The organism is Pseudarthrobacter sp. W1I19, assembly GCF_030817835.1.
GTDB lineage: Bacteria > Actinomycetota > Actinomycetes > Actinomycetales > Micrococcaceae > Arthrobacter.
The window spans coordinates 2301965-2326782 of sequence record NZ_JAUSZR010000001.1 but is presented as its reverse complement, the minus strand read 5'-3'; the positions used below and the strand labels follow the sequence as shown (position 1 = coordinate 2326782).

The window sequence follows — 24818 nt, the reverse complement described above, 5'->3', positions numbered from 1 at the left end:
ATGACCCTCTTGGTATACGCCTGGCCCCATGCGGGTCAAGAGCCGCAGGCACGCTTCAGCTGCCTGATCCGCACCGGTAGCGGATGTGCGTCACCAGGGGTGTGCCACTGACTTCTGTTGGCTCAAGCTTGAGGTTCCGGACGCCGTCCAGGAGCCGCTCGCCGGCTCCAAGGAGAAGCGGCGAGATATGGAGCCGCAACTCATCGATCAGGCCGGCGGACAGATATTGGCGGACAGTTTCCGCGCCACCGGCTATGGCCACGTCCTTGCCGGCCGCGGCCTCCCGCGCCTGCGCCAGTGCCGGTTCGATCCCGTCCTCAACGAAATAGAACGTTGTGCCGCCCTCCATTTTCAGGGGAGGCCGCGGATGATGCGTGAGCACAAAAACGGGGGCGTGATAGGGCGGTTCTTCGCCCCACCAGCCACGCCAGTCCTTGTCCCAGGGACCTGCCCCGGGGCCCGCGAACATGTTGCGGCCCATAACGTAGGCCCCCGCGGAGAGGATGCCCTCCAGCTCTTTGACGTTGGCAGCGGGCTCCTCGAACTGCCACCGGTGCAGCTCCTCTCCACCCTCGCCCAGGGGATTTTCCGGGGTCTGGTTGGGGCCGGCGAGGAAGCCGTCGACGGATACGGTGAGATCGCAGGTGACGGTACTCATTGCTTCCTTGGATGGTGGCTGTGGTGGTCGGGAGGGGGACGGGCTAACGGCCATGCTAGTGGCGTCCGACGGCGGCTGGAAGGGATTGCTCCCAGCGCCCCTTGGGCAGGCGGCAGGTAGGATCTGCGCATGGAATCCATCGTTATTTACAGCCTCAGTGATGGTACCGACCGGGCACGCGTCCTCGAGACATACCCCCGCCACCAGGCTTACTTCGAAGCATTCCGCGCCAATGGCGGCGGCCTGCTGGCTCTGGGCCCGTTCCTGACACCGGACCCGGCCGGCTCTTCCATGGGGCTTTTCACCTCGCGCGAGGATGCCGAGCGGTTCATCGCCGACGATCCGTTCGTTGTGGAAGGCCTCGCCATTCCGCGGATCCTGGAGTGGGACCCCGTTCGCTTCGAGTAGGCACAGCCGCGCCTGCCCTTCTTCGTACCAGGCTCCCCGCCTTGCTAGGGCGCCGTGTCCGGGAGCACGGCAGCGACTGCGCTGATTTCCACAAGTGCGCCGGGAACACCAAGCCCGGCCACGAGGGCAGCGGTCACCAGGGCCGGCTCGTCGGACGCCAGCCCGGCCGCGATGGCCCGGTATCCGGCAGCGATGTCGGCGCCGTTGACGAACAGCACCGTCCACTGCACAACATCGCCGATGCCTGCGCCGGCGGCAGCGAGGGCGGTCTTCGCGTTCTCGAACGCGCGGGCGGACTGCGCGGCGACGTCGCTCCCGCCAACGAGCGATCCGGTGGCGTCCACGGAGTTCTGGCCGCCCACATAAATGGTGGTGGCGCCCGGCGGGACAACAGCAACATGGCTGAAGGCAGGGCTTGCAACGAGCCCTTCGGGACGGATGCGCTGTATGGCTGGCATGCCCGTATGCTCTCACGCAGGCCGGCGGACGGGTAGACCCGGCGGCATCCCGGGGATAGCATGACCCGCACCGGATCCTGCTGCCCGGAAGGCGTGGCTGCCGCTCCGGGATCCGCAGATTCAACGAGGAGACGGCCATGAGCCAGGCAAGGACAAAAACGCCGGCAGCAGACCTGATGGTGGACCTGATCATTTCACTGGATGGTTATGCCTCTGCCGAGGGATGGCCCGGCTGGTGGGGCCTGGAGGGCCCGGAGTACCTGGCCTGGCTCGAGGAGGAAGGGAAAAAGAACTACACCTTCCTGATGGGCGCCAATACCTACCGCCTGATGTCCGGCATGTCCGGGGAAGCCGCGGCGGGGGACTCTGGATTTTCCGAGAACGAGGGTGCCAGCCTCGCCGGCCTGGCCGCCGTCCCCAAAGTAGTCTTCTCCTCCACCCTGAAGGCCCCCTTGACCTGGCCGAACTCGCAGTTGGTGGCTGGAGACGCGGTGGACGCAGTCGCGGAGATGAAGCGGACCGGAACCGGGCCGATGAGCACCCTCGGTAGCCTGAGCCTGTGCCGTTCCCTGCTGGCAGCCGGCCTCGTGGACAGGTTCCGGCTGGTGGTCTTCCCGGTGATTACGGGCCGGACGGGCAGCGAACGGATTTACGACGGCTACCCCGACGTCTTATTGGAGATGGTGGAGAGCCGGACCTTCGACGGCCGGCTGCAATTGCTCGAATACGTCCCTGCCGTGCTCACGGGGCCGCCGGGCCAGGGTCCGGCCTGATCCGAATGGGTGCTGAATTTACCACTGGCAAACTGGCGTGCCTGTTCACGGGCTCCATATGGGCTGAGGGTCCTTTGTGGGTGCCATCCTCACGGACGGTCCGTTGGAGCGATATCCCGAACGACCGCATCCTCGAGTTCGACCCCGCGACAGGGACGACCGGTGAATACGCACTGGGGGTTGAATTCACCAATGGCCGAACCCTCGGCAGCGACGGCAGCGTAATCCAATGCAGCCACGGGCGCCGCCGGGTGGAGCGTGACAGCGGGGGAGCGGTGACCGGACTGGTTGATTCGTTCCAAGGCAGTCGATTGAACTCACCCAACGACGTCGTGGTGGCGAGGGATGCGAGCATCTGGTTCACGGATCCGCCGTACGGGATCCTTCCCGGCACAAAGGAAGGGCACGAAGGAGAGCAGGAATACGGCGGCTGCTACGTTTTCCGGCTCGAGCCTGCTTCTGAAACCCTTACTGCAGTCATCACGGACCTCGTGTACCCCAACGGTCTGGCCTTCTCACCGGATGAGTCGATCCTGTACGTCGCGGACACGGCCGGCCCTGGCCACGGGGTACCGCTGCGGGTGGTCTCATACGAGGTGCGCGGCGGTATCTGCCGCCGCAGCGGAACCATTCTCGAGCTCGAGGAAGGCCATCCCGCTGACGGGTTGCGCGTGGATGTCCAAGGCAGAATCTGGACCTCTGCCGGCCCCGCCGTGCGAATCTATTCGCCATCCTTTGAACTCTTGGAAATCATTGCCGTGCCCGAGACGGTATCGAACCTGTGCTTCGGAGGCCCGGACGGCCAGGACCTTTACATCACGGCAACTACCAGCCTGTATCGCATCCGCACCACCACACGGGACGCCCGCGCGGCGGCAAGGCCATGACCAGTGTCGTCGGAATGTAGCCCTGCACGATCGTCCATATAATCTGCCTACATTTGCCATGGGAACGGCCGGGCGAACTGCATAGGCTTTGATCCGGGTTGCTTGAACACGTGCCGCAGTCCGCCGGACGCTGTTGTGCCAGTCCATCGCGGAAACTGGCGCCGCTGCAAGGGCATCAACAACCTCATCCTGACCGCCCCCGCGACCTGAAAGACTGCCCACATGCCTCCCGAACAAACCACCCTCGAACTACTGAAGGCCACCCACCGGCCCCCCGAGCGGGCCCTGCGGCTCCCGCCGATGAGCAATACCGAGGATCAGCACAGCAGATGGCGGGTCACCAGCCATTACATCGAAGTGGACGGCCGTCCCGCCGTGCCGGTTTCCGGCGAAATCCACTTCAGCCGGCTGCCCCGCGGCCGCTGGGAAGACCGGCTGCGGCTGATGAAGGCCGGGGGCATCACGGTGGTGGCCTGCTATGTGTTCTGGATCCACCACGAACGGACCGAAGGTGAGGCCCGCTTCGACGGCAACCTTGATGTTGCGGCCTTTGTCCGCCTGTGCGCCGCCCTGGAGTTGGACGTTGTCCTGAGGATCGGGCCCTGGTGCCACGGCGAGGTCCGCAACGGCGGTTTCCCCGACTGGGTCCAGGCAGCCGCTGTCGATCACCGCACGAACGACCCCGCCTACCTGGCCATGGTGGAGCGCTGGTTCAACCGCCTCGGCAGGGAACTGCGGGGGCTGACCGGCCCGGAGAGCAACGTCATCGGGATCCAGTTGGAAAACGAACTCTATGACCAGCCCGACCACATTACTGAGCTGAAGAAACTGGCCCGGGCAGCCGGGCTGAGCGCGCCGATCTGGACGGCCACTGCCTGGGGCGGTGCCGCCATCCCGGAGGAGGAGGTCCTGCCGGTCTTCGGAGGGTACGGTGACGGCTTCTGGGTGGACGCCCATGCGCCCTGGGACCCGACGTTCCGGGAGCACTACTTCTTCAGCCACCAGTGGGATGACCCCGGCATCGGCGCCGACCTCCGCGGACATTTCACCGGCAGTGAGGCAGAGCCGCCCCGGTCGCCGTCGGCCCTCTACCCGCCCGCCACCTGCGAGTTGACCGGCGGCATGGCCACGGCGTACCAGCGCCGGCCGTGGCCCACGGGCAAGGACGTGGCGGCGGTAGCCAACAACAAGATCGGCAGCGGCTCCGGCTGGCAGGGCTATTACATGTTCACGGGCGGAACCAATCCGCCCGGCGGCCTGCAGGAATCCCAGGCCACCGGCTACCCGAACGATCTTCCGGTGTTCGATTACGATTTCCACGCCCCCATCGGCGCTTCCGGCAGGCCCGCACCCAGCTTTGCAGTGCTGCGCACCCAGCACGCGTTCCTGGCTGCGTTCGGCGACCGGCTCGCCCCGATGCCGTCCACGCTGCCGGACCAGGTGCCCGCCGGTGTGGAGGACTCGGAGACGCTCCGCTGGGCGCTGCGCTCGGATGGGGAGGCCGGGTTCGTGTTCATCACCTGGCACCAGCCCCACGTCCCGCTGCCGGATCACGCCGGCGCGCAGTTCAGCCTGTCACTGGGTGAAGAAGGCGTGACATTTCCCCAACAGCCTGTCTCCATCCCCGTCGGCACCATTGCCGCGTGGCCGGTCAACCTCGACATTGCCGGAGTCCGGCTCTGCTGGGCCACGGCATCGCCGCTCACCCTGCTCGGGCCTGAATCGGCACCGACTTTGGTCCTGTCAGCCGAAGCTGGCATCGAACCGCAGCTCTGCTTCCCTGAAGGAACAGTCCTTGAGGGTCCGGCTACCGCCCTGGGCGGCAACGCCTACGCCACCGATCCCACCACGCCAGCCACCCTGACGGCCCGGTCCTCCGACAGTGAGCTGAAGATCCTGGTCCTGCCGGCTGAACTGGCGGATCAGGCCTGGGTCCTGGATACAAGGGGCGGAAGGCAGCTGGTCCTGTCGGCCGACCCGCTCTGGGCTGGCGGGGACGGACTCCTGGCCGGAAGGTCGCCGGGGTCAACTTCGGTCCGGCGGTACGCCACAGAGTCCCGCCGGTTCGAGGAGGTGCGGACATCCGCGGCTGAAGCGGAAACAGGGCGCCGATCCCTTACCGCCGAACGCATCCGGGCCGGCGCGCCCGTCCCCGGTTCCTTCGGCTCGCTTGCCGGCCGGGCGGCCGCTCCCGCCGACAGCGATATGGAGGAATGCGCCGAGATCTACAGGTTTGAGCTGACTGCGCCCTTCCCGGCAGGAGAGGGGCACGCAGAGCTGGAGATCGCCTGGGCCGGAGACGTCGCCAGGCTGCTCGTTGACGGCACAGTGGTTGCCGACCGCTTCTGGGACGGTTCCCCCTGGGTCATCGAAACGCACGACGCCGGAATCCGCCACGGCGCCGAGATCCTGCTTCAAATCCTGCCGCTCCCCAAGGACGCGAAGGTGGGTGTCCCGCAGGCGGCCCAACAAAGGCGGAATGATGCTGATGGCGACCTGGCGGCCTTGGACAGCGTGGAACTGATCCACTGGACCGCGTGGCAGGAGGTGCCTGCCTGAGTGGGTCCTGTCCGCCATAGTATGGACATTTTGGTGACGTAAGGAGCGGGCGTGGAGCGGGCAACGGGGTTCCGGAACCAGCGGCTGGTGGTGGTGCCGCGGCCGCTGGTACGCGAAGCACTCGCCCGTCCCGTCACCCGCCGGCTGCTGGTCACCGACGCCGGGGTTTTCCCCGTCGCTGAGGCCCACGGCCGTTACCGTCCCGGGGGCGCGCAGGAAACCATCGTCATCCTCTGCGTCGCGGGAAGCGGGTGGGTGGAAACACGAGGTGCCCGGTTCGACGTCGGCAAGGGCACCGCCGTCGTACTTCCCGGCGGTACGGGGGAGGCGCATGCATACGGTGCCTCCCGGGACGACCCCTGGACCATCTGGTGGTGCCACGTCCGCGGCTCCGATGCTGCCGAACTGGTCGAAGAATCAGGCGTCCGTCCGGACCGGCCGATCATTCCACTGATCGCCGTGGACCGGCTGACGGCAATGCTGGACGAGATCATCACGGCCTTGGAACAGGACCAGTCGCCGGCCCGCCTGGTGGCGACAGCCGGGATGGCGTGGAAGCTGCTGGCTACCCTGGCGGTGGACCGTCGCGTCCCCGCCCAGGGCACTGCGCTGCAGCGGGCGATGAAGTTCCTGGAGGACCGGGTGGACGGCGCCATCCGGCTGCCTGACCTGGCGTCCCTGGTGGGCGTATCGTCGTCGCAGCTGAGCAAAATGTTCCGGGAGGCGACGGGCGGGGGAGTGCTGGCCCACCATACAGCGCTGAAGATGGCCCGGGCGCGGCTCCTGCTGGACACCACCGAGCTGGCAGTGGCCGAGGTGGGGCGTGAGGTGGGTCTGACTGACCAGTTCTACTTCTCCCGGCAGTTCCGGCGGCTGCACGGCGTCAGTCCCCGGGCGTACAGGGCGGAACGGAAAGGTTGAGCGGCTTGCCCGGGTTCGGCCAAAAATGTGGGGACAATGGGTGCCATGGCTGAAACTGAAGCGGTGACAACCCACGATTCGACTGTTGAAGCATGGACCCGGGCACTGGCAGAGTCCAAGGGATCGCCGGGAGGTGGTGCCGGGACGGGCGTGATGCTTGCCATCGCCGCGTCGCTGACCTCCATGGTGGCCGGCTACACCGAACCCGGCGAAGAGCAGCGGAAGGAATTGGCGGACGTCCACGGGCGGGCGCGCACGCTGCGCCGGACCGCGCTGGAACTTGCCGACGGCGATGCTGCCGCTTCCGAAGCGTTTGGCGCCGCGTTCCGCCTCGAACCGGGGCCGCAACGTGACGATGCCATCCGGCAGGCGTCGGTGAACGCTGCCCAAGCATCGGCAGTGCTGGGCGACCACGCCGTCGAAGCCATTGAAGACCTTGGCTGGCTTGCCGCCAACGGGAATCCGGCGCTCATTGCCGATGTCGTCGTCGCCTTCGGCGCCCTGAGGGCAGCAGTGACGGGGGCCCGCACCAACGTCAGTTTCGACCTCGCCACCTTGCGGTCCGCCGGCGCCACCCTCGAGGAGATCCGTGATGGGCAGCCCGTCCTGTGGGCAACGGTCCAGCGGCTCAACTCCGCGCTCGAAAGGATCGATGAACTGACGGCTGCCGTGGACCACCGCGCTGCCCCCACGGACACCGGCGCCGTCCAGGACGCTGTGTAGCAGCCCGCGGCGCGCTGGGTTAGTGCTGATTAACCGGATTCCGGGCTGATCCGCACTAAACTCCCTCGGGTAACAACCCTAGCCGCGGAGGGCCGCGACGGCGTCTGCCAAGGGCATGTGCAGTGCCGGACCGTGGCCGGGAAGTATTACGGAAACGGCGACGCCGGCCAGGCGGTGCGCAGTTTCGAGGGCCGCGGCCGGGTCCGACTGGTACATAGGGTGGAGCATCTGCGGTCCGGTCTTCCGGCTCAGCGGATGGCCGCTGACGAAGCAGTCCCCGACGGCGATGGCTCCCGCCGTCGGCAGGTGGATCGCGGCATTTCCCGGTGTGTGTCCCGGCACCGGGATGGCTTCGGGACGGCCTGGCAGGTTCCGGAGCGTCTCCTCGTCCCAGGCACGGGCCTGCGTTCCCGGCTGTGCCGTCAGGGCCCCGGACCGGATGACGTGGATCAGCCAGCGGAAAACGCGCGGGCGCCAGGCACGGACCATGACCTGGCCGAACGTGACCTGGTGCTTTTCCTTGCCCTGGACGTGGGCCAGCTCTTCCGGTGCAGAGAGGACCGGCGTCCCGTAGGTGCTGGCGAAGTAGGCTGCGGAGCCGGTGTGGTCCACGTGCCCGTGGGTGATGAGTACGGCCCGGGCTTCGGCGGGCTCCAGTCCCAGGTGGCGGATGGACGCCAGGACGAGTGATCGGTCCGAGGGGTAGCCGGTGTCGATGAGCATAAATCCCGTTGGGTCGCGGACCACCACCCAGTTGGACGCCGGGCCCTGGACGTGATGGACACCGGGGGCCGGCTCGGACATATGGTCTGCGGGCTGCCAGTTCCTGGCTGTGGAGTGCATGGCTGAATCGACCTACACCAGCGGCCACGGGTAGCGCATGCCTGTGGGGTCAGCCGGCAGGACGCCACTGCTCAATATGCGCTGAACCCGGCGCCGCAGCGCACGGACCTCCGCAGGGTCCAGCAGCTCCGCCACGTTGGAAGGAACTTCCTCAGCGAGCGGCGCGATGTCCTCCAGCAGGGCGTCCGGGACCGGGTCCCCGGCAAAGTCCCAGATGACGGTGCGCAGCTTGAAGTCCGCCGAAAAGCACAACCCGTGGTCGATGCCCCACACGCGGCCGTCGTGGCCCCGCAGCACATGTCCGCTTTTTCGGTCCGTGTTGTTGCTGACGAAATCAAACAGCGCAATCCGGGCCAGGTCGCCGTGGGTTTGGGGCGCGTCCTCGTACAACGTGAAGTAGTGCTCCCGGTAGTCACAGGCCACAAACCACTGCAGCGAGCCGACACCCAGGGGTGGGTCATGGCGGATCACCGTGGGCGGCACCAGGCCCCACTGCAGGTATTCGCTCAGCAGGTACGCAGCGCGCTCGCGCCTGTACAGCCCGGGCTCGAAGTCGGACAAAGGCCGTTCCCCGGACTCCGGTTTGTACACCGCATGGGAGGAGTCCCCGCCGCAGGAGACCCGGACCAGGAAGGTGGCGTTGCTGCTGCGGGGGATGCGTGCGATGAGGTCCACCCGGCCTTCCCCCAGCAGCGTCAGTTCCTGCCCGGGCACCGGCCATCCCCTTGGTTTGTACCTCGGGTTCTCACGGCGCCCTCAGCCCGCTCAGTGGCTCCGAGGTCGAATTCACCATCAGCACTGCTGGCGGACGACCGTCCATATACTCGATGGCAGACACCGATCCCGGGCTGATCATGATCCGCTGGAACAGGTCCAGGTGTGTGCCCATGGCGTGCGCCACTGCCGCTTTGATGGGATCGGCATGGGAGAAACATACGACGACGGCGCCCGGGTGGGCTGCGCGCAGCGCCTCGAGTGCGCCAATCATCCGCGCCTGCATCTGCGTGAAGCTTTCCCCGTCGGGAAAACGGAACGTTGAGGGACTGTGCTGCACTCCCTGCCACTGCGGCAGGGCCGCGAGTTCGGCGAGCGGCGCGCCCGTCCAGTCCCCAAAATCGCATTCGATCAGCCCGTCGTCGTGATTCAGCGGCAAGCCGGTGCTGGTGGCGGAAGGAGCCGCCGTCTCGCTGGTCCGCTCCAGGGGCGAGGAGTAGATGACGGCGACGGGCAAGCCCGCGAGGCGCTCCGACACCCGTTCGGCCTGGGCCCGGCCCCGCTCACTCAAGTGCAGTCCCGGCGCACGGCCCGGCAGCACCTTCCCGGTGGTTGGCGTCTCCCCATGGCGGATCAGGAGAATCAGGGTGCTCTGGGCAGTCATCAACAATCAGCTTAACGTTCGCCGCCTGCCCCAAGCTCGCTTCGCTCGCCCGGGGACCCCGGGCGGCTCTCTTGAGGGCCACTGGGAGCGGCTAGCCCTTATTTGGGGATTTCCTCGATTCCCGGCAGGCCTGGGGCTACCGTGGAGTGGTGACTGATCGACCCGAAATCTTCACTGTTGGTGAATTGCGTGCAGCCGGGCATGTCCAGAAAGACCTGCGCCACGAAATCCGCGACAACCTGCTCGCCGCGCTCGCCGAAGGCCGCGATCCCTGGCCCGGGCTGTACGGCTTCAGCCGCACCGTCATTCCCCAGCTGGAGCGCGCCCTGATCGCCGGCCACGATGTGGTCCTGCTCGGCGAGCGCGGGCAGGGCAAGACGCGGCTCCTGCGCACGCTCGCGGGGTTGCTGGACGAATGGTCTCCCGTGATCGAGGATTCGGAACTGAACGAGCACCCCTACGAGCCGATCACCGGGCAGTCCCGGGCCCGCGCCCTCACTGAAGGAGACCGGATGCGGGTGGCGTGGCGCCACCGCTCCGAGCGGTACGTGGAGAAGCTTGCCACCCCGGACACCTCAGTCGCGGACCTCATCGGGGACGTGGACCCGATGCGCGTCGCCGAAGGCCGCCGCCTGGGCGATCCGGAGACCATCCACTACGGCCTGGTGCCGCGCTCCAACCGCGGGATCATCGCCATCAACGAACTGCCGGACCTCGCCGAGCGGATCCAGGTGTCAATGCTCAATGTGATGGAGGAACGCGACATCCAGATCCGCGGCTACGTGCTGCGGCTGCCCCTGGATGTCCTCGTTGTCGCCTCCGCCAACCCCGAGGACTACACCAACCGCGGCCGGATCATCACGCCGCTGAAGGACCGCTTCGGCGCCGAAATCCGCACGCACTACCCCCTTGAGCTGGACGACGAGGTCTCGGTGATCCGGCAGGAGGGGCAGCTGGTGGCCGATGTCCCGCCGGTCATCCTCGAAATCCTGGCCCGCTACACCCGGGCGCTCCGGCAGTCACCGGCGATCAACCAGACCTCGGGCGTCTCAGCGCGGTTCGCGATCGCCGGCGCCGAAACGGTGGCGGCGGCTGCACTGCGCCGGGCCAGCGTGCGCGGGGAAGGCGAAGCCGTAGCGCGGATCGTGGACCTCGGCACCGCGGTGGACGTCCTCACCGGAAAGATTGAATTTGAATCAGGAGAGGAAGGCCGGGAACAGGCAGTCCTCGACCACCTCCTGCGCACGGCCACTGCCGAAGCGGTACGGGCCCACTTCCAGGGCATCGACATGGCCCCCCTGGTGGCCGCGCTGGACGGCCACCGGACAGTGACCACCGGGGACCATGTCACGGCGGAAGAGTTCCTGGGCAACCTGCCCTCACTGAACGGCTCGGGACTATACGACCAGATCAGCGGGCGCCTGGGAGCGAAGAACCAGGGGCAGCGCGCCGCCGCCATCGAACTTGCCCTGGAAGGCTTGTACCTCGCCCGCCGGATCTCCAAGGAATCCGACGACGAGGAAACCATCTACGGCTAGCCGGGCTGGAAGCAGTACAGCCAGGAGCAGGCGGCCGGAACAGGAGGCGTCATGGCCAGCCACAACCACTCCGCCAGGTACGGCCGGTACACGGGCGGGCCGGATCCGCTCGCGCCGCCGGTTGACCTTGCCGAGGCGCTGGACGCCGTCGCCGAGGACGTGATGGCCGGCTACTCGCCCCGGCATGCGCTGCAGGAGTTCCTGCGCCGCGGCGGCCGGGACCGGGAAGGCCTGGACGATCTCGCCCGGCGGGTCCAGCAGCGCCGCAACGAACTTTTGGGCCGGCACCGGCTGGACGGAACCCTCGACGAAGTACAGAAGCTCCTCGAGACCGCCGTGCTGGAGGAACGCAAGCAGCTTGCTCGCGACGCGATGATGGATGACACTGACCGGGCCTTCCGGCAGATGCAGCTGCAGAATCTTCCGCAGTCCACGGCGGCGGCGGTGAACGAACTGGCCTCCTATGACTGGCAGTCGGGGACCGCCCGGGAAGCCTACGAGCGGATCAAGGATCTGCTGGGCCGCGAAGTCCTGGACCAGAGGTTCGTCGGCATGAAGCAGGCACTCGAAAACGCCACGGACGAGGACAAGGCAGCCGTGGCAGGGATGCTGCGGGACCTCAACGGGCTGCTGGACAAACACCGGCGTGGCGAGGATACGGACCAGGACTTCCAGGACTTTATGGCAAAGCACGGCGACTTCTTCCCGGAGAACCCGCAATCGGTTGAGGAGCTGATCGACGCCCTTGCCAAGCGGGCCGCCGCCGCCCAGCGCCTCCTGCAGTCGATGTCCCCCGAGCAGCGCGAGGAGCTGATGCGGCTCTCCGCCCAGGCTTTCGGCTCGCCGGAACTGATGGCCCAGCTCGACCAGCTCGATGACAGCCTGCGTGCCCTGCGGCCGGGCGAGGACTGGGCCGGCTCGGAGCGGTTCGAGGGCCAGGAAGGCCTGGGACTGGGCGACGGCACGGGCGTGCTCCAGGACATCGCCGAACTGGACGGACTCGCCGACCAGCTGTCCCAGTCCTACAACGGATCCAACCTGGACGACCTGGATCTCGATGCCCTGGCCCGCCAGCTCGGGCAGAACGCCGCCGTGACGGCCCGCACCCTGGCCGAGATCGAACGGGCCATGCAGGACGGCGGCTACCTGCGCAAGGGAAGTGACGGCGACCTGCGGCTCTCCCCGCAGGCCATGCGGCAACTGGGCAGGTCCCTGTTGCGGGACACCGCGAAGCAGCTGTCCGGCCGGCAGGGGCGCCGGGACACGCGCACGGCCGGTGCCGCCGGCGAGCAGACCGGTTCCAGCCGCCTCTGGGAGTTCGGGGACGCCGAGCCCTGGGACGTCACCCGCACCATGACCAACGCTATCCACCGCACGGTGGCAGACGGCGGCAACCCGGCCCAGGGACTGCGCCTCACCGCCGCCGACATCGAAGTCAGTGAGACCGAGGCACGTACCCAGGCCGCCGTTGTCCTGCTGGTTGATGTCTCCTTCTCCATGGTCGCGGAGGGGCGCTGGGTGCCGATGAAGCGTACTGCCCTGGCCCTGCACCACCTGATCTCCACCCGCTTCCGCGGCGACCGGCTGGAGCTGATCACGTTCGGGCGCTATGCCCGGTCCATGGACATCGCCGAGCTGACGGCACTGCCGTCGCGGCGGGAGCAAGGCACCAACCTGCACCACGGCCTGCTGCTGGCCGGCCGCTTCTTCCGCCGGCATCCGTCAATGCAGCACGTCCTCCTGCTGGTGACCGACGGTGAACCCACCGCCCACCTGCTGCCGGACGGCGAGCCGTGGTTCTGCTGGCCCTCGGACCCGGAAACCATCCGGGTCACGGTGGCCGAGCTCGACCGCCTGGGGCGCGGCGGCACCCAGACCACGTTTTTCCGCCTGGGCAACGATCCCAGCCTTGAGCGGTTCGTGCAGCGCATGGCCCGCCGGGTGGGGGCAAGGGTGGTGGCGCCCGACGTCGGCGGCCTGGGTGCTGCGGTGGTAGGGGAGTACCTGCGCGCGCATTTCCGCGGACAGGCGTTCGACGACGCCGACTGGACGTCCTGGGACCGCTGACTGTCTTACTGCACGCCTTACTGCCCGGCCTGGGTGGGAAGGGTGAGGATCTCGGCACCGTCCTCGGTGATCGCGATGGTGTGCTCACTGTGCGCCGTAAGGCATCCGGTGGCGCTGCGGAGGGTCCACCCGTCAGCATCGGTGACGAGTTCCGCGGTGTCCGCCATCACCCAGGGCTCCAGCGCCAGCAGCAGGCCCGGACGCAGCGTGTACCCGCGGCCCGGCCGCCCGGTGTTGGGGACGTGCGGGTCCTGGTGCATGGTTGATCCGATGCCGTGGCCGCCGAACTGGGTGTTGATGGGGTAGCCCGCCTCGCTCAGGACGGAACCGATGGCGTGGGAGATGTCGCCGATCCGGGCTCCGGGCCCGGCAACTGCAATCCCCGCGTACAGCGCGCGTTCGGTCGCATCAATCAGGTTGATGCTTTCCAGGGGCTTGGCATCGCCCACAACGAAACTGATGGCGGAGTCCGCAGCCACGCCGCCCTTGATGACGGCGAGATCAAGGGTGAGCAGGTCGCCGTCGGCCAGTGTGTAGTCGTAGGGCTTCCCGTGCAGCACGGCATCGTTGACCGCTGTGCAAATGTAGTGGCCGAACGGACCGCGGCCAAAGGACGGCTCGTAGTCGATGTAGCAGGATGACGCTCCGGCGCTGATGATCATTTCCCCGGCCCACCGGTTGATGTCCAGGAGGTTGGTACCCACCGTGGCGCGGCTCTTCATTGCCTGAAGGATGTCGGCGACGAGGGCTCCTGTTTCCCTTGCCCGGATAACTTCGCTGGGGGTCAGGATCTCGATCATGCGGCGGCCTTCCTCGTCTGGAGACGAACAACTATACCCACCGTGTCAGGCGCGGGAATCCTGGGCCGGCCCCTGGTCCGAGGGCGCTGCCGGTGCACTGGCCCGGTCCGCCGGAGCACCCTGGCGCCGGCTGGCCACCAGGAACGGAACCGCCAGGCTCTGGAAGACTCCGGCCAGGGCCAGTGACGCCGGATAGCCGTACAGGTCAGCGCTCCGGCCGAGCAACGGTTGCGCCACCACGCCGCCGCTGGACCCCATCAGGGAGCCGAAGCTGAGCACCGTGGCCCGCTGCTTCGACGGGATCATGTCGTTCACGTACGCCTGCCGCACGGGCATAGCGGCCGAGTCGACGACTGCCCAGAGCGTCAGCAGGACCAGGGCCGGCCAGAAAACCCGGGTGAAGCCGAGCACCAGCAGGAGCACCGCACTGATGCTGCCGCTGAGGATCAGCACCGACGTTCGTTTGTGGAACAGCCTCCTGGCATACGGCGCCAGCCAGCCGCCCACCACCTGGGCACCGGCCACGATGGCCGCCGCGAGGCCAGCCACGGAGTAGGCGCGCGGGTCGCCGTAGAGTTCCAGCAGGAACGGCTGCAGTGCATAGAAGACATAGATTCCGACGCCGGCATTGAACGGGGCGGCCAGCATCACGTACCGCACGGGCGGGATTTTCAGGCCATTATCGATGGAGGCGGTCAGGACAGCGCGGGTCGCCTTGAGGGGGTGCGTGGAGCGCTCAGGCGTGAACCCGACGTCGTGCATCAGGCCGAAGGCCACAGCGAACATGGCCAGCAGCACGCCCACCCGCACCAGGAACGGCACGCCGAGGCTGGTGGCCTGGGCGATCACGCCGCCGGCTACCGAACCGGCGAGCATCGCCACGCCCGAGACCATCTGCCCCCGCCCGAATACCGGCTCCAGACCGCCCTCGTAGCCGGAGTAGCGCAGTGCGTCGACGAGCCACGCCTCCACGGCGCCCGAGAAGAAGGTGAAGCCCAGCCCCAACAGCACCGACACCACGGCCCACAGCGGAAATGGGGCGGAGAACTGCCACAGCAGGTAGTAGAGATAGGTGGAGCCTGCCAGGGTTACGGTGCCCAGAAGGAACGACGCCCGGCGGCCCCAGCCGTCAGCCACAATCCCCGTGGGGACCTCGAAAATCACCATCCCGGCGGTGAAGAATGCGTTGGCGGCGAAAGCCTCGAAGTTGGTCAGGCCGGCGTCCAGCAGGAACAGCGTGTTGACGCCCCAGATGAAGGAGGCGGCAAGGGTATTGCCCAGCGTCAACGTCAGGTAGATGCGCTGGATCTTTCGGGCGGCAGCGTTCATGGGTTCGCTGTCCCGGCTGCGGATAGCACGGAACACGAGGCCATTCTCGTCCCGATCCGCCCGCTGTGCCAGAGGTGGTGCCAGGACGGGCACTGGCGGACCTGCTGTGTTACAACCGGCTGTTCGTGCAGGATCTCCGCCAGTCACGGCCCGTGCGTCGCGGGGATGTCGTGCGCTGCGGCCCATTCGCCCACATCCCGTCGTTCGATCGCCGCTGCCATCAAGTCGGGGAACAGGTCGGGGGTGCAGGCGAATGCCGGAACCCCGATCCCGGCGAGGGCTGCGGCGTGGTTGGCATCGAAGGACGGGTGACCGCTGTCACTGAGGGCCAGCAGCGCGATCATGGTGGTGCCGGACCCCACGATGCTGGCGGCCCGCCGCAGCATCTCCTCGGCGATGCCGCCTTCGTAGAGGTCACTGATGAGCACCAGGATGGTCTCGGTGGGCTGGGTGATCCGGTCCTGGCAATACGCCAGGGCGCGGTTGATGTCCGTGCCGCCGCCCAGCTGCACCCCGAACAGCACATCCACCGGATCGTCCAGCTCATCGGTCAGGTCCACCACTTCGGTGTCGAAGGCCACCAGCCGGGTGCGCACCGAGCGCAGGGAGCTGAGCACTGCCCCGAACACACTGGAGTACACCACCGACTCGGCCATGGAGCCGGACTGGTCGATGCACAGGATGATCTCACGCTGGATCTGGGTGCTGCGCCGGGCGTGCCCCACCAGCCGCTCGGGCACGATAGTCTTGTATTCGGGCTGGTAGTGCTTGAGGTTGGCTGCGATGGTCCTGTTCCAGTCGATGTCCTGGTGCCGCGGCCGCCTGGTCCGCGCGGCCCGGTTCAGCGCACCGGTGACCGCCTGGATGGTCCTGGCACGCAGCCGCTCCTCCAACTCATTGGTCACCTGGCGGACCACCGCCCTGGCCGTCTCGCGGGAATGCCCGGGAATGACCCGGCCCAGGCCGATCAGCGTACTGACAAGGCCGACGTCGGGCTGTACAGTCCGGAGCATCTCCGGCTCGAGGAGCAGCTGCCGCAGGCCCAGCCGTTCCATGGCGTCCGCCTGCATCACCTGCACCACGCTGGACGGGAAGTACCCGCGGATGTCGCCCAGCCAGCGCGACACGCGGGGGCTGGAGGCACCAAGGCCGCCGCGGCGGCGCTGGTCCTCGCCGTATAACTCCTCCAGGGCCTGGTCGCGCCGGACGTCGGCGGCCGAAAGCTCCACCCTGTTGCCTTGGCCGTCACTGATGCCATCGGCCCCGTGCCCGCCAAGCACCAGCCGCCAGCGGGCCAGGCGGCCGCGGCTGCTGTTATCGCGCTCCGTCACGCCACCACCTCCCATCCGAGGTATCGGGCCATGGTCCGGACCGCGGGGTCCGCCGCCGCCAGGTCCGGGTGATCTTCGTTTCCGGCGTGGACGCTGCCGCCAATGCGTGTCACTTGTTCGCCGATCTCCCGCCGTTCGGGCTGGCTGAACGCCGAAAACGTCCTGCGCAGGAGCGGCAGGACATCATCGAAGGTCTCGTCGTCCACGCCGGCCACCCAGCCGTCCACCAGCTGCAGGAGCCGCGGATCGTAGATCAGCAGCGTTGCGTCGCCGGAGACCATGCCATCGAGCCAGGCCGCGGCTTCCCTCGCGGGGGTGGCAACGGAGAGCCGGCGGCTGAGCCGTGCGGCAACCTCGTCCGCTTCAATCAGTCCCGCATCCAGCAGCAGCCGGGTTGCCCGTCCCGCCACCGCTCCGTGGATCAGATCCGAGCCTGCGACGGCGGACAGGGCCCTGTGCCAGTCATCCAGGGGAAGGTCCGGCACCAGGGACAGCCCCTGCTGTGCGGAGTCGATGGCGCGCCGCATCACCTCCGCGGCTTCATCGTCCAGGCCTGCGCACGCCGTCGGCAGGCCTACGCAGGCCCGCACCACCGTAGTGTCCAGGATCTTCCGTACCCCCGTCACGTCCACACCGCGCACATTGCCGTACCGGCAGGTGCGGGCCAGGGGCGCGATTGTTTCCAGGAGCGGGGCGACGTCCTGCTGCAGGGCAGTCCGCTCGGCGAGGACAGAGACCACGGCACCGATGCCCTCGGGCAGGTCGGCGAGGAGGCAGTTCGCGAGCAATTCGCTCAGGCTTCCCAAGGTGCCGTCTTCCCGGGCGCGCTCGGCAACATAGGCGGAGGCAGCGGCGGCCACGGTGGTGCCGTACCGGCCGGCCTCCACCACGGCGATGGCGAGCTCCGGCTTCCACTGCAGGGTCCACGCCTCTTTGAATGTGCCCAGGGTCCTGCCCGTTTCAGCCGGAGTACCCCAGTCCACCCCAAGCAGCGCCAGCCGGTGCAGCAGCACGGAGCGGGCCAGCTGGCCGGGCTTGCGCAGGTCCAGGGCCAGGACTTCCTCCATGGCGCTCGGCTTCCACCGCAGCCGGCGCTGGGTGGCGGCAAGATCTGCGGCGAGGGGGACGGTGGGCGCGGAATCAGGCACGCTGCCCAGCTCGAGCCCCACGGTCAGCTCACCGTGCACCAGGGCCAGCGGCAGCGGCGACCCGTCGCACAGCACCGCCTGGGCGGCGTCGTCAAGTTCTGCCAGTCCCGGGCTGGGCCGGCCGCGGACTGCGGCGAGCGCGTCCGCCATCCTTGTTGCCTCCACCACCGATGCCGTTGATGCGTCCAGGTGCTCGCCGCGCAACGCACGCGCAACCCGGACCAGCCAGGTGGTGGACACATCCGTGCCCGGATCCTTCCCCATCCAGTGCGTGAACAGGTGCTGATACCAGCCGGGCGCGGTGACGCCGGCGCCGTACCCGCTGGCCAGGCTAAGCCGCCCCGAGGTCCACGGCACCCACGTCACGGCGATCTTCGTTTTGGGCAGGCCGGCCAGCACCTTATTGTCGGCGGCGGCCGGGGGAAAATGGGCGGGCACCAGTGCCGGTGCATGGTAGGCGCCGCACACCACTGCAATCCGCGCGTGCCCCTCGCGGAGGGCAGCCCGGAGCAGCCGCCGCATCGACGCTTCCCGCCGGTTGTTTTCCAGCACATCAGGATGATGGGACGGCCGGTCATCGGCAGCCCGGATTTCGGCAATCGCTTCAGTCAGCGCCTCGAACCGCTCCACCGGGTCGCTGTGGCGGTGCTCCACGGCGTCCTCCCACCAGCGCTCGGCATCGCTGTACCCGGCGGCGCGGGCGAGGATCCCGATGGCGTCCGGCCGGTAGGGGCGGGAATCCGCGGAGGAGGGGCCGCCGTCGTCCGCCAAAAGCGGCTCCTCCTCTGCCGGCGCCTCGCCTGAGGGCGGGACGCCACCTGCCTGCTGAAGCGCGAACGTATGCGCCGCGGGCAGGTCAATGGCGCGCACCTGCGCGCCCGTGGACAGCGCCCAGCGGATGGCCACCCATTCCGGAGAAAAGCTGGCCATCGGGTAAAAGGAAGCCAGCCGCGGCTCATCCGGAACATAGATCAGTCCCGCCACCGGCGGGAGCATCTCCGGATCGCTGAGCAGGGGAATCACCTGGTCCAGTTCCGGCGGACCCTCCACCAGCACCAGGTCAGGCCGGAGGGCGGCGAGCGCCTCGGCTACGGAGTGCGCCGATCCGGGTCCATGGTGCCGGATCCCGAGGACGTGCACGTCTGTCATGGTTGCAGGAGCCGGGTTCAGTTCGATGATTCGAGGTCGCGGCAGGCCCGGTACAGGTCCTTCCACTCCGGCCGGTTCCGCACCACCGTTTCCAGGTATTCCTGCCAGATCACCCGGTCCTGCACGGGATCCTTGACCACGGCGCCCACCAGGCTGGCCGCCACGTCCTGCGCCCGGACGGTCCCGTCGCCGAAGTGGGCGGCGAGGGAGAGGCCGTTGGTCATCACCGAGATGGCTTCAGCGGTGGACAGCGTGGCAGACGGCGACTTGATGGTGGTGCGCTGGTCCTGCGTAACGCCGGTCCGGAGTTCGCGCATCACCGTCACCACCCGCCGGACTTCGGAGAGCGCTGCCAGATCGGCCGGCAGTTCCAGGGACGCCCCCAGGCTGCGGACGCGGGTGGTGACGATCTCCACCTCCTGCTCCATGCTGTCCGGCAGCGGCAGCACCACAGTATTGAAGCGCCGCCGCAGCGCGGAGGAGAGGTCGTTGACGCCCTTGTCCCTGTTGTTTGCCGTGGCGATGACGTTGAACCCCTTGCGGGCCTGCACCTCTTCATTGAGTTCCGGAATGGGCAGGCTCTTTTCGCTGAGGATGGTAATGAGTGAGTCCTGGACGTCGGAGGGGATCCTGGTCAGTTCCTCCACCCGGACCAGGCTTCCGGATTCCATGGCGCGCATCACCGGCCCCGGAACCAGTGCCGCCCGGGACGGCCCGTCTGCGAGCAGCCGGGCATAGTTCCAGCCGTAGCGCAGTGCCTCTTCCGGCGTGCCCGCGGTGCCCTGCACTACCAGGGTGGAAGTTCCCGAGATGGCCGCCGCCAAATGTTCGCCCAGCCAGGTTTTGGCCGTGCCTGGCACCCCGAGCAGGAGCAGGGCCCGGTCCGTGGCCAGTGACGCCACGGCGATTTCCACGAGCCGCTCCGACCCGAGGTACTTGGGCGTGACCACCACACCGTTGGCCAGGGTGCCGCCGAGGATGTAGGTGGTGACTGCCCAGGGGGACAGCCGCCAGCTGGGCGGCCGGGGCCGGTCGTCGGCGGCGGCCAGGGCCGCGAGTTCCTCCGCGTAGGCGGTTTCGGCGTGGGCGCGGAGAACGTCCTGGGCGGGCTGGGCATCGGTCATAAAAAAGCCTCCGTCAGGGATTGTCGGAACGATTGGTATTGCACGGCGTCGCGGAGCACACGGCGCCGGGCGGCGTCGTCGTCGGAACGCTCCAGGAGTTGCCGGCACTGCCCGGCAGCCTCTGGCGGAAGTGCCGCGGGAAGGATCCCTGCCAACATGACCGCCAGCTGGCCGCCGCTTTTGGCGGTGATCTGCTCCAGTACTGTGGCGGCCAGTTCGGGTCCCCAGGGCCGGGGCAGGTCCCGCAGGGGTTCGACCAGCGCGAAGGCCTGGACCGCGCCGCTGCGGAGGTACCGCACCAGCCTCTCCTCGCGTTCAGGCGGTGGCAGGCAGGCCAGCAGGCGCGGCTCAAAGCGATCCTCCAGCAATGCACGCACCCACTCGAGGTCGGCCCGCTGGGCAGCGGTGGACGCGATGGCGGCCAGGATGCGGGTTTCACCCTTGAGCAACGCAATGGACGACGCCGGGCCGCGGCCGGTTGCCGACGTCCAGGTATCGAGCGGGGCACCGCGGATAATGGTGTCGAGCCGGGCCAGCCGGTCGGGTTCGCCGTTGCGGGGGCGTGCGGGGATGCCATCCCGGATCGCGGCAGCGTCGGGTTCCGGCGGCAGCCCGACCTCGAGGTGTTTGCGCAGCATGCCGTTGAGCCGGAGCAGGGGGCGGAGTCGGGCGGCCATGCGTGCTGCGCGGGCGCTGTCCGGCAGCCGGTCGAGCAACGCCGCCGCGGTGTCGCGTACGCCTTTGGCTTTGTCGTGGAGGGCCCGCTCCAGCAGTTCCTCGTCGTCAGATCCGAGGTTGGTGGCGAACGTGGCGAGGTGGGCGGCGCGCTCCCGGGCGGTGAGGTTGTCCCAATGCCCGCCAAGCAGTGTGCGGGCGGTGGCGGGGTGGATGCGGCGGAGCCGTTCGAGTTCTGCGGTGGCGTCCGTACCCGCAAGCTCTGCCCAGTCGCCGGTTTCAGAAGATTGCCCGTCTCGGGCCGCGGAAGCGCTGGCCCCTTGGTCACTCTCAAGCATGCCCTGCAGCCACCGGCCGCGCGTTCCGATGGCCGGGTGCAGATGCTCCGCGACGGATGGTCTGGTGCCGGCCACGGCGAGAAGGGGCGGCAGGAGGCTGTGGGGAACCCGTACTCCGGAAGCTGCGGCCAACTTCAGCCAGTCCGTTACCAGTTGGGTGCGCAGCTCCGGCCCCACCGGCGGCTGGGTGAGCAGGAGGTCCAGCAGCCGGGCGGCCTCACCTGTGGCCTGTGGGCAGTGGTCCGGGGGCGCCGGCTCGGCCAAGCCGGCATCATCCAGGCGTCGGGGTTGCCGGGCGGCGCGTGTGACGGCGTCGGCGAGCGCGGCCTGGTCCAGGAGTGATTCCTCGGCGCTGGGACCCTCCGGCGGGCGGACGCCCAGCTCTGCGGGCGGGCAAGGCGCGGGGTGCCGGGCTGTTCCCACCAGGGCGGCAGCACGGAGTTCGGCCAGCCAGGTCATGGCGTCACCACCGTGTTGCCGACCACGGCGGACAGCGGCCGCACGCGGCCCTCCTCCAGCTCACCAAAAACATCTACCGGGTGGCCGCCTGTGAGGGCGAGCAGGGAGTCAAGGGGCGCATCGACCAGGGGAAGGGCGTCACCGGCTTCGTCCCGGAGCCACCCGGAGCCGCCCGTGCAGACGCGCACTCCGGCCAGCAGCACCGGATGGCGCTCCCGCCACGGGGACGAGGCGACAGCGGCTGATTCGGCATTGAGTGCCTGGCGGATACTGCTTCCCTCGCCCAGAGTCTGGGCCATGCCTGCCGTGCCCACACCGCCGGTGAACAGCGCCCGCTGGGGCGCCGATCCCGGGTACCGGGCCACTGTGGCGTCCAACAGTGCGCCAGCAAGTTGGGGCGTTGCGAGTGGCTCGCTCCGGGCAGCGAAATCCAGGAGGACCACCACCGTTCCGTCCGGACCGCGCAGCCACGTCCGCTGTTGCTGGAGCCGTCCGTCGTCGCTGCGGTGGGCGCCGAGGACCAGCCAGGGGCCCGGCAATGCCTCCGCTCCCTCGACTTCGGAGGCAGGAACGGGCCAGCCGATGGCAACGCGGAGATCGGCAAGCTCGTCGGGGGTCAGGTGGTCCCGCATGCGCCAGGCTTTGGTGAGTGCCCACCACCTGCCTGCACGGTAGAGGACGTGATCCGTCCAATCGCTGCGGGCGTGGATGTCCGAACCCATGGTGCGCACCTGTTCAGCCAGGCCCGGGAGCTGGGCATCCACCAGGCGGGCGGCCACACCGTCCCACCAGGAATACGGCTGAGTCCGGGCGGAGGCCATGCCCGTCCGCACCAGGTCGGCCAGCCACCGGGAAAAGTCCGCGATGCCGGCGTCCATGAGCGCGAGCCGGTCGGCAAGCCTTTTCGCCTGTGCCGCCGGATCGGCCGGCTGTTCGGACTGGCGCCGTTCCCGCACCGTGGCCCGGTCGGCGCGCTGTTCCGCCCACTCCCGGGCGAATCCCGCAGCCTCCGTTCCGGCGTCGGCCGCTTCACCCCGGGACCACAGCAGGAGGAGGGCGAGCGCGTGCTTGCAGGGAAACTTCCGGCTGGGGCAGGAACACCGGTAGGCAGGGGCGGCAAGGTCAACACTCACCTGGTAGGGGGTCTTGCCGCTGCCCTGGCATTTGCCCCACACCAGCACGTCATTGCTGCCCGTCTCGGACCAGGGCCCTGGGCGGGCGAGTTTGCGGGCGGCGGCCAGGGAGGCGGCATCGGGCGCGGCGCCGGCCACCCTGTCCTCGCTCCAACGCCCCATGAAGCACATTGTGCCCGATGTTCCCAGCCGCGCAAGGGCTGGCCGGCGGCGTGGCGGCCCGCGCATCCTGCCCCGGAAGGCCGTTTTCCGTGTCAGGATCAGGGTATGCCTGACCGCCTGATGCTGCTGGACACCGCCTCGCTGTACTTCCGTGCCTTCTACGGCTTGCCCGATTCCATCCGCCGCCCGGACGGGACACCCGTCAACGCCGTCCGGGGCCTGCTGGACATGATTGCCCGGCTCACCACCGATTACGGCGCCACCCACCTCATTGCCTGCTGGGATGACGACTGGCGGCCGCAATGGCGGGTGGATCTGCTCCCCACCTACAAGGCCCACAGGGTGGCACAAGTAAAGGCCGGCGCTCCGGACGTGGAGGTGGTGCCCGGCGCGCTTGAGGCCCAGCTGCCCATGATCCGCACGGTACTGGGCATGGCCGGCATCGCGATTGTCGGGGCGCCGGACCACGAGGCCGACGACGTGGTGGGCACCTACGCCAGCCATGCCGGCATCCCGGTGGATGTGGTCACGGGGGACCGCGACCTTTTCCAGGTGTGCGATGACTCCCGACAGGTGCGGGTCATCTACACCGCCCGCGGCATGCGGAACCTGGATGTGATGACCGAAGAAATGGTGGTGGGAAAGTACCGCGTGCTGCCCCAGCAATATGCCGATTACGCCACCCTCCGTGGCGACGCCTCCGACGGACTGCCCGGTGTCGCGGGAATAGGTGAAAAGACGGCGGCATCGCTGTTGTTGAAGTACGGAAGCCTCGACAACCTGCTCGAGGCGGCTGCGGAAGACGGCAGCGGCCTATCATCACCGGTCCGGGCCAAGCTGGAAGCCGCCGCGGACTACCTCAAGGCCGCGCCCGCCGTCGTACGCCTTGTCCGGGACCTCGAGCTGCCCAGCCTGGAGGAGGCAGGCGCCCGGCTGCACCCCGTCACGGGCGAAGCCCGCACCGAACTGGAACGCCTCGCCGTGGACTGGAACCTGGGCGGCTCTGTCCGCCGCCTCATCGATGCACTGGACCGGACCCGGCCGGCCTGAAGGCCTCCGCGTGGCCCTGGGTGGGTGCCTGGCTGGAGTGCGGAAAACTGCCTATTTCTTGAGCAAAAGTGACATCTCAGGGTGGATACCCTGCCGCTAGGGTGGCTTCAATGGTTCAAGCAGCCGGACCTCTTCAACGGGGGATTGGAGTGGCTATGGCTGACAGCCCGCACAGGCGCGGTACTGGCAGAAATGACGGCGGGAAGAAACGCGGCCCCGCTGACGCAGGGGATGACGAGGCACCGCAGCAGGAGGAATCCGAAGCAGCCGGCCGGGAGGAAGCGCCTGCTGACACCGGGCAGCCACCCCGTCCGCCGCGTCTTTACGGTTATGACCCGGATCAATGGCCGGAGCCCCGTTGAGGCACTTTCCCGGTCACAGGTTGCGGCCGGGCCGGGCAGCAGACAAGCAAAGCAGGGCGTGGCTAAGCTGGGTGTGTTCCGCATGATCAGTCCTGCTGACGAAAGTTAGGTGAGTGCCATGCCGAAGACGGGAAAGAACGATCACGCCCGCAAGGACGAGCTTCCCTCAACCCTGCAACGGTCGGACCAGAAGGCGCAGGACACGTTCGCCAAAACCTACGACTCCGCCATGGAGTCCTATGACAACGACGAAAGCCGTGCCGCGCGTGCCGCCTACGCTTCCCTGAAGCACAGCTACGAAAAGGTCGGCGACCATTGGGAGCCCAAGGAGAAGCGCGGGCCTTCGGATGAGCGGGCGGAAAAGGGACTTGGTTCGAATGAGCCCACTGCGGGCGGCGTGGACGCCAATGCCTCCAAGAAGCACCTGATGGAGCGGGCCCGGGAACTGGACATCAGCGGCCGTTCCAGCATGGACAAAGAAGAACTCGTCAAAGCGCTGCAAAAGGCGAATGACGCCGCAACCCGCAAGGCGCGCAGCAAGTAAG

22 protein-coding genes are annotated in these 24818 nt (G+C 68.1%); 10 read left to right on the top strand and 12 right to left on the bottom strand.

Annotated features, from left to right (window positions below):
- Positions 1 to 55: 55 nt before the first annotated feature.
- Positions 56 to 658, bottom strand: a complete 603-nt coding sequence (locus tag QF038_RS10980) for a dihydrofolate reductase family protein (RefSeq protein ID WP_307610169.1) — start codon at positions 656 to 658, stop codon at positions 56 to 58.
- 129 nt (positions 659 to 787) lie between these two features.
- Here QF038_RS10980 and QF038_RS10975 point away from each other — a divergent pair, with 129 nt between their 5' ends.
- A complete protein-coding gene (locus tag QF038_RS10975; protein WP_307610168.1) occupies positions 788 to 1066 on the top strand; it encodes a YciI family protein in 279 nt (92 codons plus the stop codon).
- A gap of 44 nt (positions 1067 to 1110) precedes the next feature.
- Here the strand turns inward: QF038_RS10975 and QF038_RS10970 are convergent, their stop codons facing one another.
- Positions 1111 to 1524: a RidA family protein gene (locus tag QF038_RS10970; RefSeq protein WP_307610167.1), complete on the bottom strand. Its 414-nt coding sequence runs from the start codon at positions 1522 to 1524 to the stop codon at positions 1111 to 1113.
- Positions 1525 to 1661: 137 nt separating this feature from the next.
- Between QF038_RS10970 and QF038_RS10965 the strand changes: the two genes are divergently transcribed.
- The 5 genes from QF038_RS10965 (at position 1662) to QF038_RS10945 (ending at position 7387) form a co-directional block, all read left to right on the top strand.
- The gene (locus tag QF038_RS10965) at positions 1662 to 2297 is read left to right on the top strand and encodes a dihydrofolate reductase family protein (RefSeq protein ID WP_307610166.1); all 636 of its coding nucleotides are present in this window, start codon (positions 1662 to 1664) and stop codon (positions 2295 to 2297) included.
- A 5-nt stretch (positions 2298 to 2302) separates the two neighbouring features.
- On the top strand, positions 2303 to 3184 hold the full coding sequence (locus tag QF038_RS10960; RefSeq protein ID WP_307610165.1) for an SMP-30/gluconolactonase/LRE family protein: 882 nt from the start codon (positions 2303 to 2305) through the stop codon (positions 3182 to 3184).
- Between the two features lie 222 nt (positions 3185 to 3406).
- On the top strand, positions 3407 to 5743 hold the full coding sequence (locus tag QF038_RS10955; protein WP_307610164.1) for a beta-galactosidase: 2337 nt from the start codon (positions 3407 to 3409) through the stop codon (positions 5741 to 5743).
- A 51-nt stretch (positions 5744 to 5794) separates the two neighbouring features.
- Positions 5795 to 6664, top strand: coding sequence for an AraC family transcriptional regulator (locus QF038_RS10950; protein ID WP_307610163.1), 870 nt, complete (start codon positions 5795 to 5797; stop codon positions 6662 to 6664).
- A gap of 45 nt (positions 6665 to 6709) precedes the next feature.
- On the top strand, positions 6710 to 7387 hold the full coding sequence (locus QF038_RS10945) for a cyclodeaminase/cyclohydrolase family protein (RefSeq protein WP_307610162.1): 678 nt from the start codon (positions 6710 to 6712) through the stop codon (positions 7385 to 7387).
- A 78-nt stretch (positions 7388 to 7465) separates the two neighbouring features.
- Here QF038_RS10945 and QF038_RS10940 read toward each other — a convergent pair whose 3' ends face one another.
- The 3 genes from QF038_RS10940 to QF038_RS10930 are packed head-to-tail and all read right to left on the bottom strand — an operon-like array spanning position 7466 to position 9608.
- Complete coding sequence (locus QF038_RS10940) at positions 7466 to 8230, bottom strand: MBL fold metallo-hydrolase (RefSeq protein ID WP_307610161.1); 765 nt, start codon at positions 8228 to 8230, stop codon at positions 7466 to 7468.
- Positions 8231 to 8242: 12 nt separating this feature from the next.
- A complete protein-coding gene (locus tag QF038_RS10935; protein ID WP_307610160.1) occupies positions 8243 to 8944 on the bottom strand; it encodes an SCO1664 family protein in 702 nt (233 codons plus the stop codon).
- A gap of 31 nt (positions 8945 to 8975) precedes the next feature.
- Positions 8976 to 9608, bottom strand: a complete 633-nt coding sequence (locus QF038_RS10930; RefSeq protein WP_307610159.1) for an MSMEG_4193 family putative phosphomutase — start codon at positions 9606 to 9608, stop codon at positions 8976 to 8978.
- Positions 9609 to 9757: 149 nt separating this feature from the next.
- Here QF038_RS10930 and QF038_RS10925 point away from each other — a divergent pair, with 149 nt between their 5' ends.
- Both QF038_RS10925 and QF038_RS10920 read left to right on the top strand, forming a co-directional pair.
- Positions 9758 to 11146 (top strand): sigma 54-interacting transcriptional regulator, encoded by a 1389-nt coding sequence (locus tag QF038_RS10925; protein ID WP_307610158.1) that lies wholly within the window; start codon positions 9758 to 9760, stop codon positions 11144 to 11146.
- Between the two features lie 51 nt (positions 11147 to 11197).
- Complete coding sequence (locus tag QF038_RS10920; RefSeq protein WP_307610157.1) at positions 11198 to 13213, top strand: VWA domain-containing protein; 2016 nt, start codon at positions 11198 to 11200, stop codon at positions 13211 to 13213.
- Between the two features lie 17 nt (positions 13214 to 13230).
- Here QF038_RS10920 and map read toward each other — a convergent pair whose 3' ends face one another.
- The 7 genes from map to QF038_RS10885 all read right to left on the bottom strand — a co-directional run bounded on the left by map (position 13231) and on the right by QF038_RS10885 (position 22861).
- Positions 13231 to 14013, bottom strand: a complete 783-nt coding sequence (gene map, locus QF038_RS10915; protein WP_307610156.1) for a type I methionyl aminopeptidase — start codon at positions 14011 to 14013, stop codon at positions 13231 to 13233.
- A gap of 45 nt (positions 14014 to 14058) precedes the next feature.
- Positions 14059 to 15342: an MFS transporter gene (locus QF038_RS10910; protein ID WP_307613451.1), complete on the bottom strand. Its 1284-nt coding sequence runs from the start codon at positions 15340 to 15342 to the stop codon at positions 14059 to 14061.
- Between the two features lie 143 nt (positions 15343 to 15485).
- The gene (locus QF038_RS10905; RefSeq protein WP_307610155.1) at positions 15486 to 16673 is read right to left on the bottom strand and encodes a VWA domain-containing protein; all 1188 of its coding nucleotides are present in this window, start codon (positions 16671 to 16673) and stop codon (positions 15486 to 15488) included.
- Positions 16670 to 18970, bottom strand: coding sequence for a DUF5682 family protein (locus tag QF038_RS10900; protein ID WP_307610154.1), 2301 nt, complete (start codon positions 18968 to 18970; stop codon positions 16670 to 16672). Before QF038_RS10900 ends, QF038_RS10905 begins: the two co-directional genes overlap by 4 nt.
- A 17-nt stretch (positions 18971 to 18987) precedes the next feature.
- Entirely contained in the window at positions 18988 to 20094 is a 1107-nt protein-coding gene (locus tag QF038_RS10895) for an AAA family ATPase (protein WP_307610153.1), read from the bottom strand.
- Positions 20091 to 21566, bottom strand: a complete 1476-nt coding sequence (locus QF038_RS10890) for a DUF5691 domain-containing protein (protein ID WP_307610152.1) — start codon at positions 21564 to 21566, stop codon at positions 20091 to 20093. The genes QF038_RS10895 and QF038_RS10890 overlap by 4 nt, the downstream gene beginning before the upstream one ends.
- The gene (locus QF038_RS10885; protein ID WP_307610151.1) at positions 21563 to 22861 is read right to left on the bottom strand and encodes an SWIM zinc finger domain-containing protein; all 1299 of its coding nucleotides are present in this window, start codon (positions 22859 to 22861) and stop codon (positions 21563 to 21565) included. The genes QF038_RS10890 and QF038_RS10885 overlap by 4 nt, the downstream gene beginning before the upstream one ends.
- A gap of 105 nt (positions 22862 to 22966) precedes the next feature.
- Between QF038_RS10885 and QF038_RS10880 the strand changes: the two genes are divergently transcribed.
- Both QF038_RS10880 and QF038_RS10875 read left to right on the top strand, forming a co-directional pair.
- Positions 22967 to 23911, top strand: coding sequence for a 5'-3' exonuclease (locus QF038_RS10880; protein ID WP_307610150.1), 945 nt, complete (start codon positions 22967 to 22969; stop codon positions 23909 to 23911).
- Between the two features lie 480 nt (positions 23912 to 24391).
- Positions 24392 to 24817 (top strand): ChaB family protein, encoded by a 426-nt coding sequence (locus QF038_RS10875; RefSeq protein WP_307610149.1) that lies wholly within the window; start codon positions 24392 to 24394, stop codon positions 24815 to 24817.
- The last annotated feature ends 1 nt before the right edge of the window (position 24818 follow it).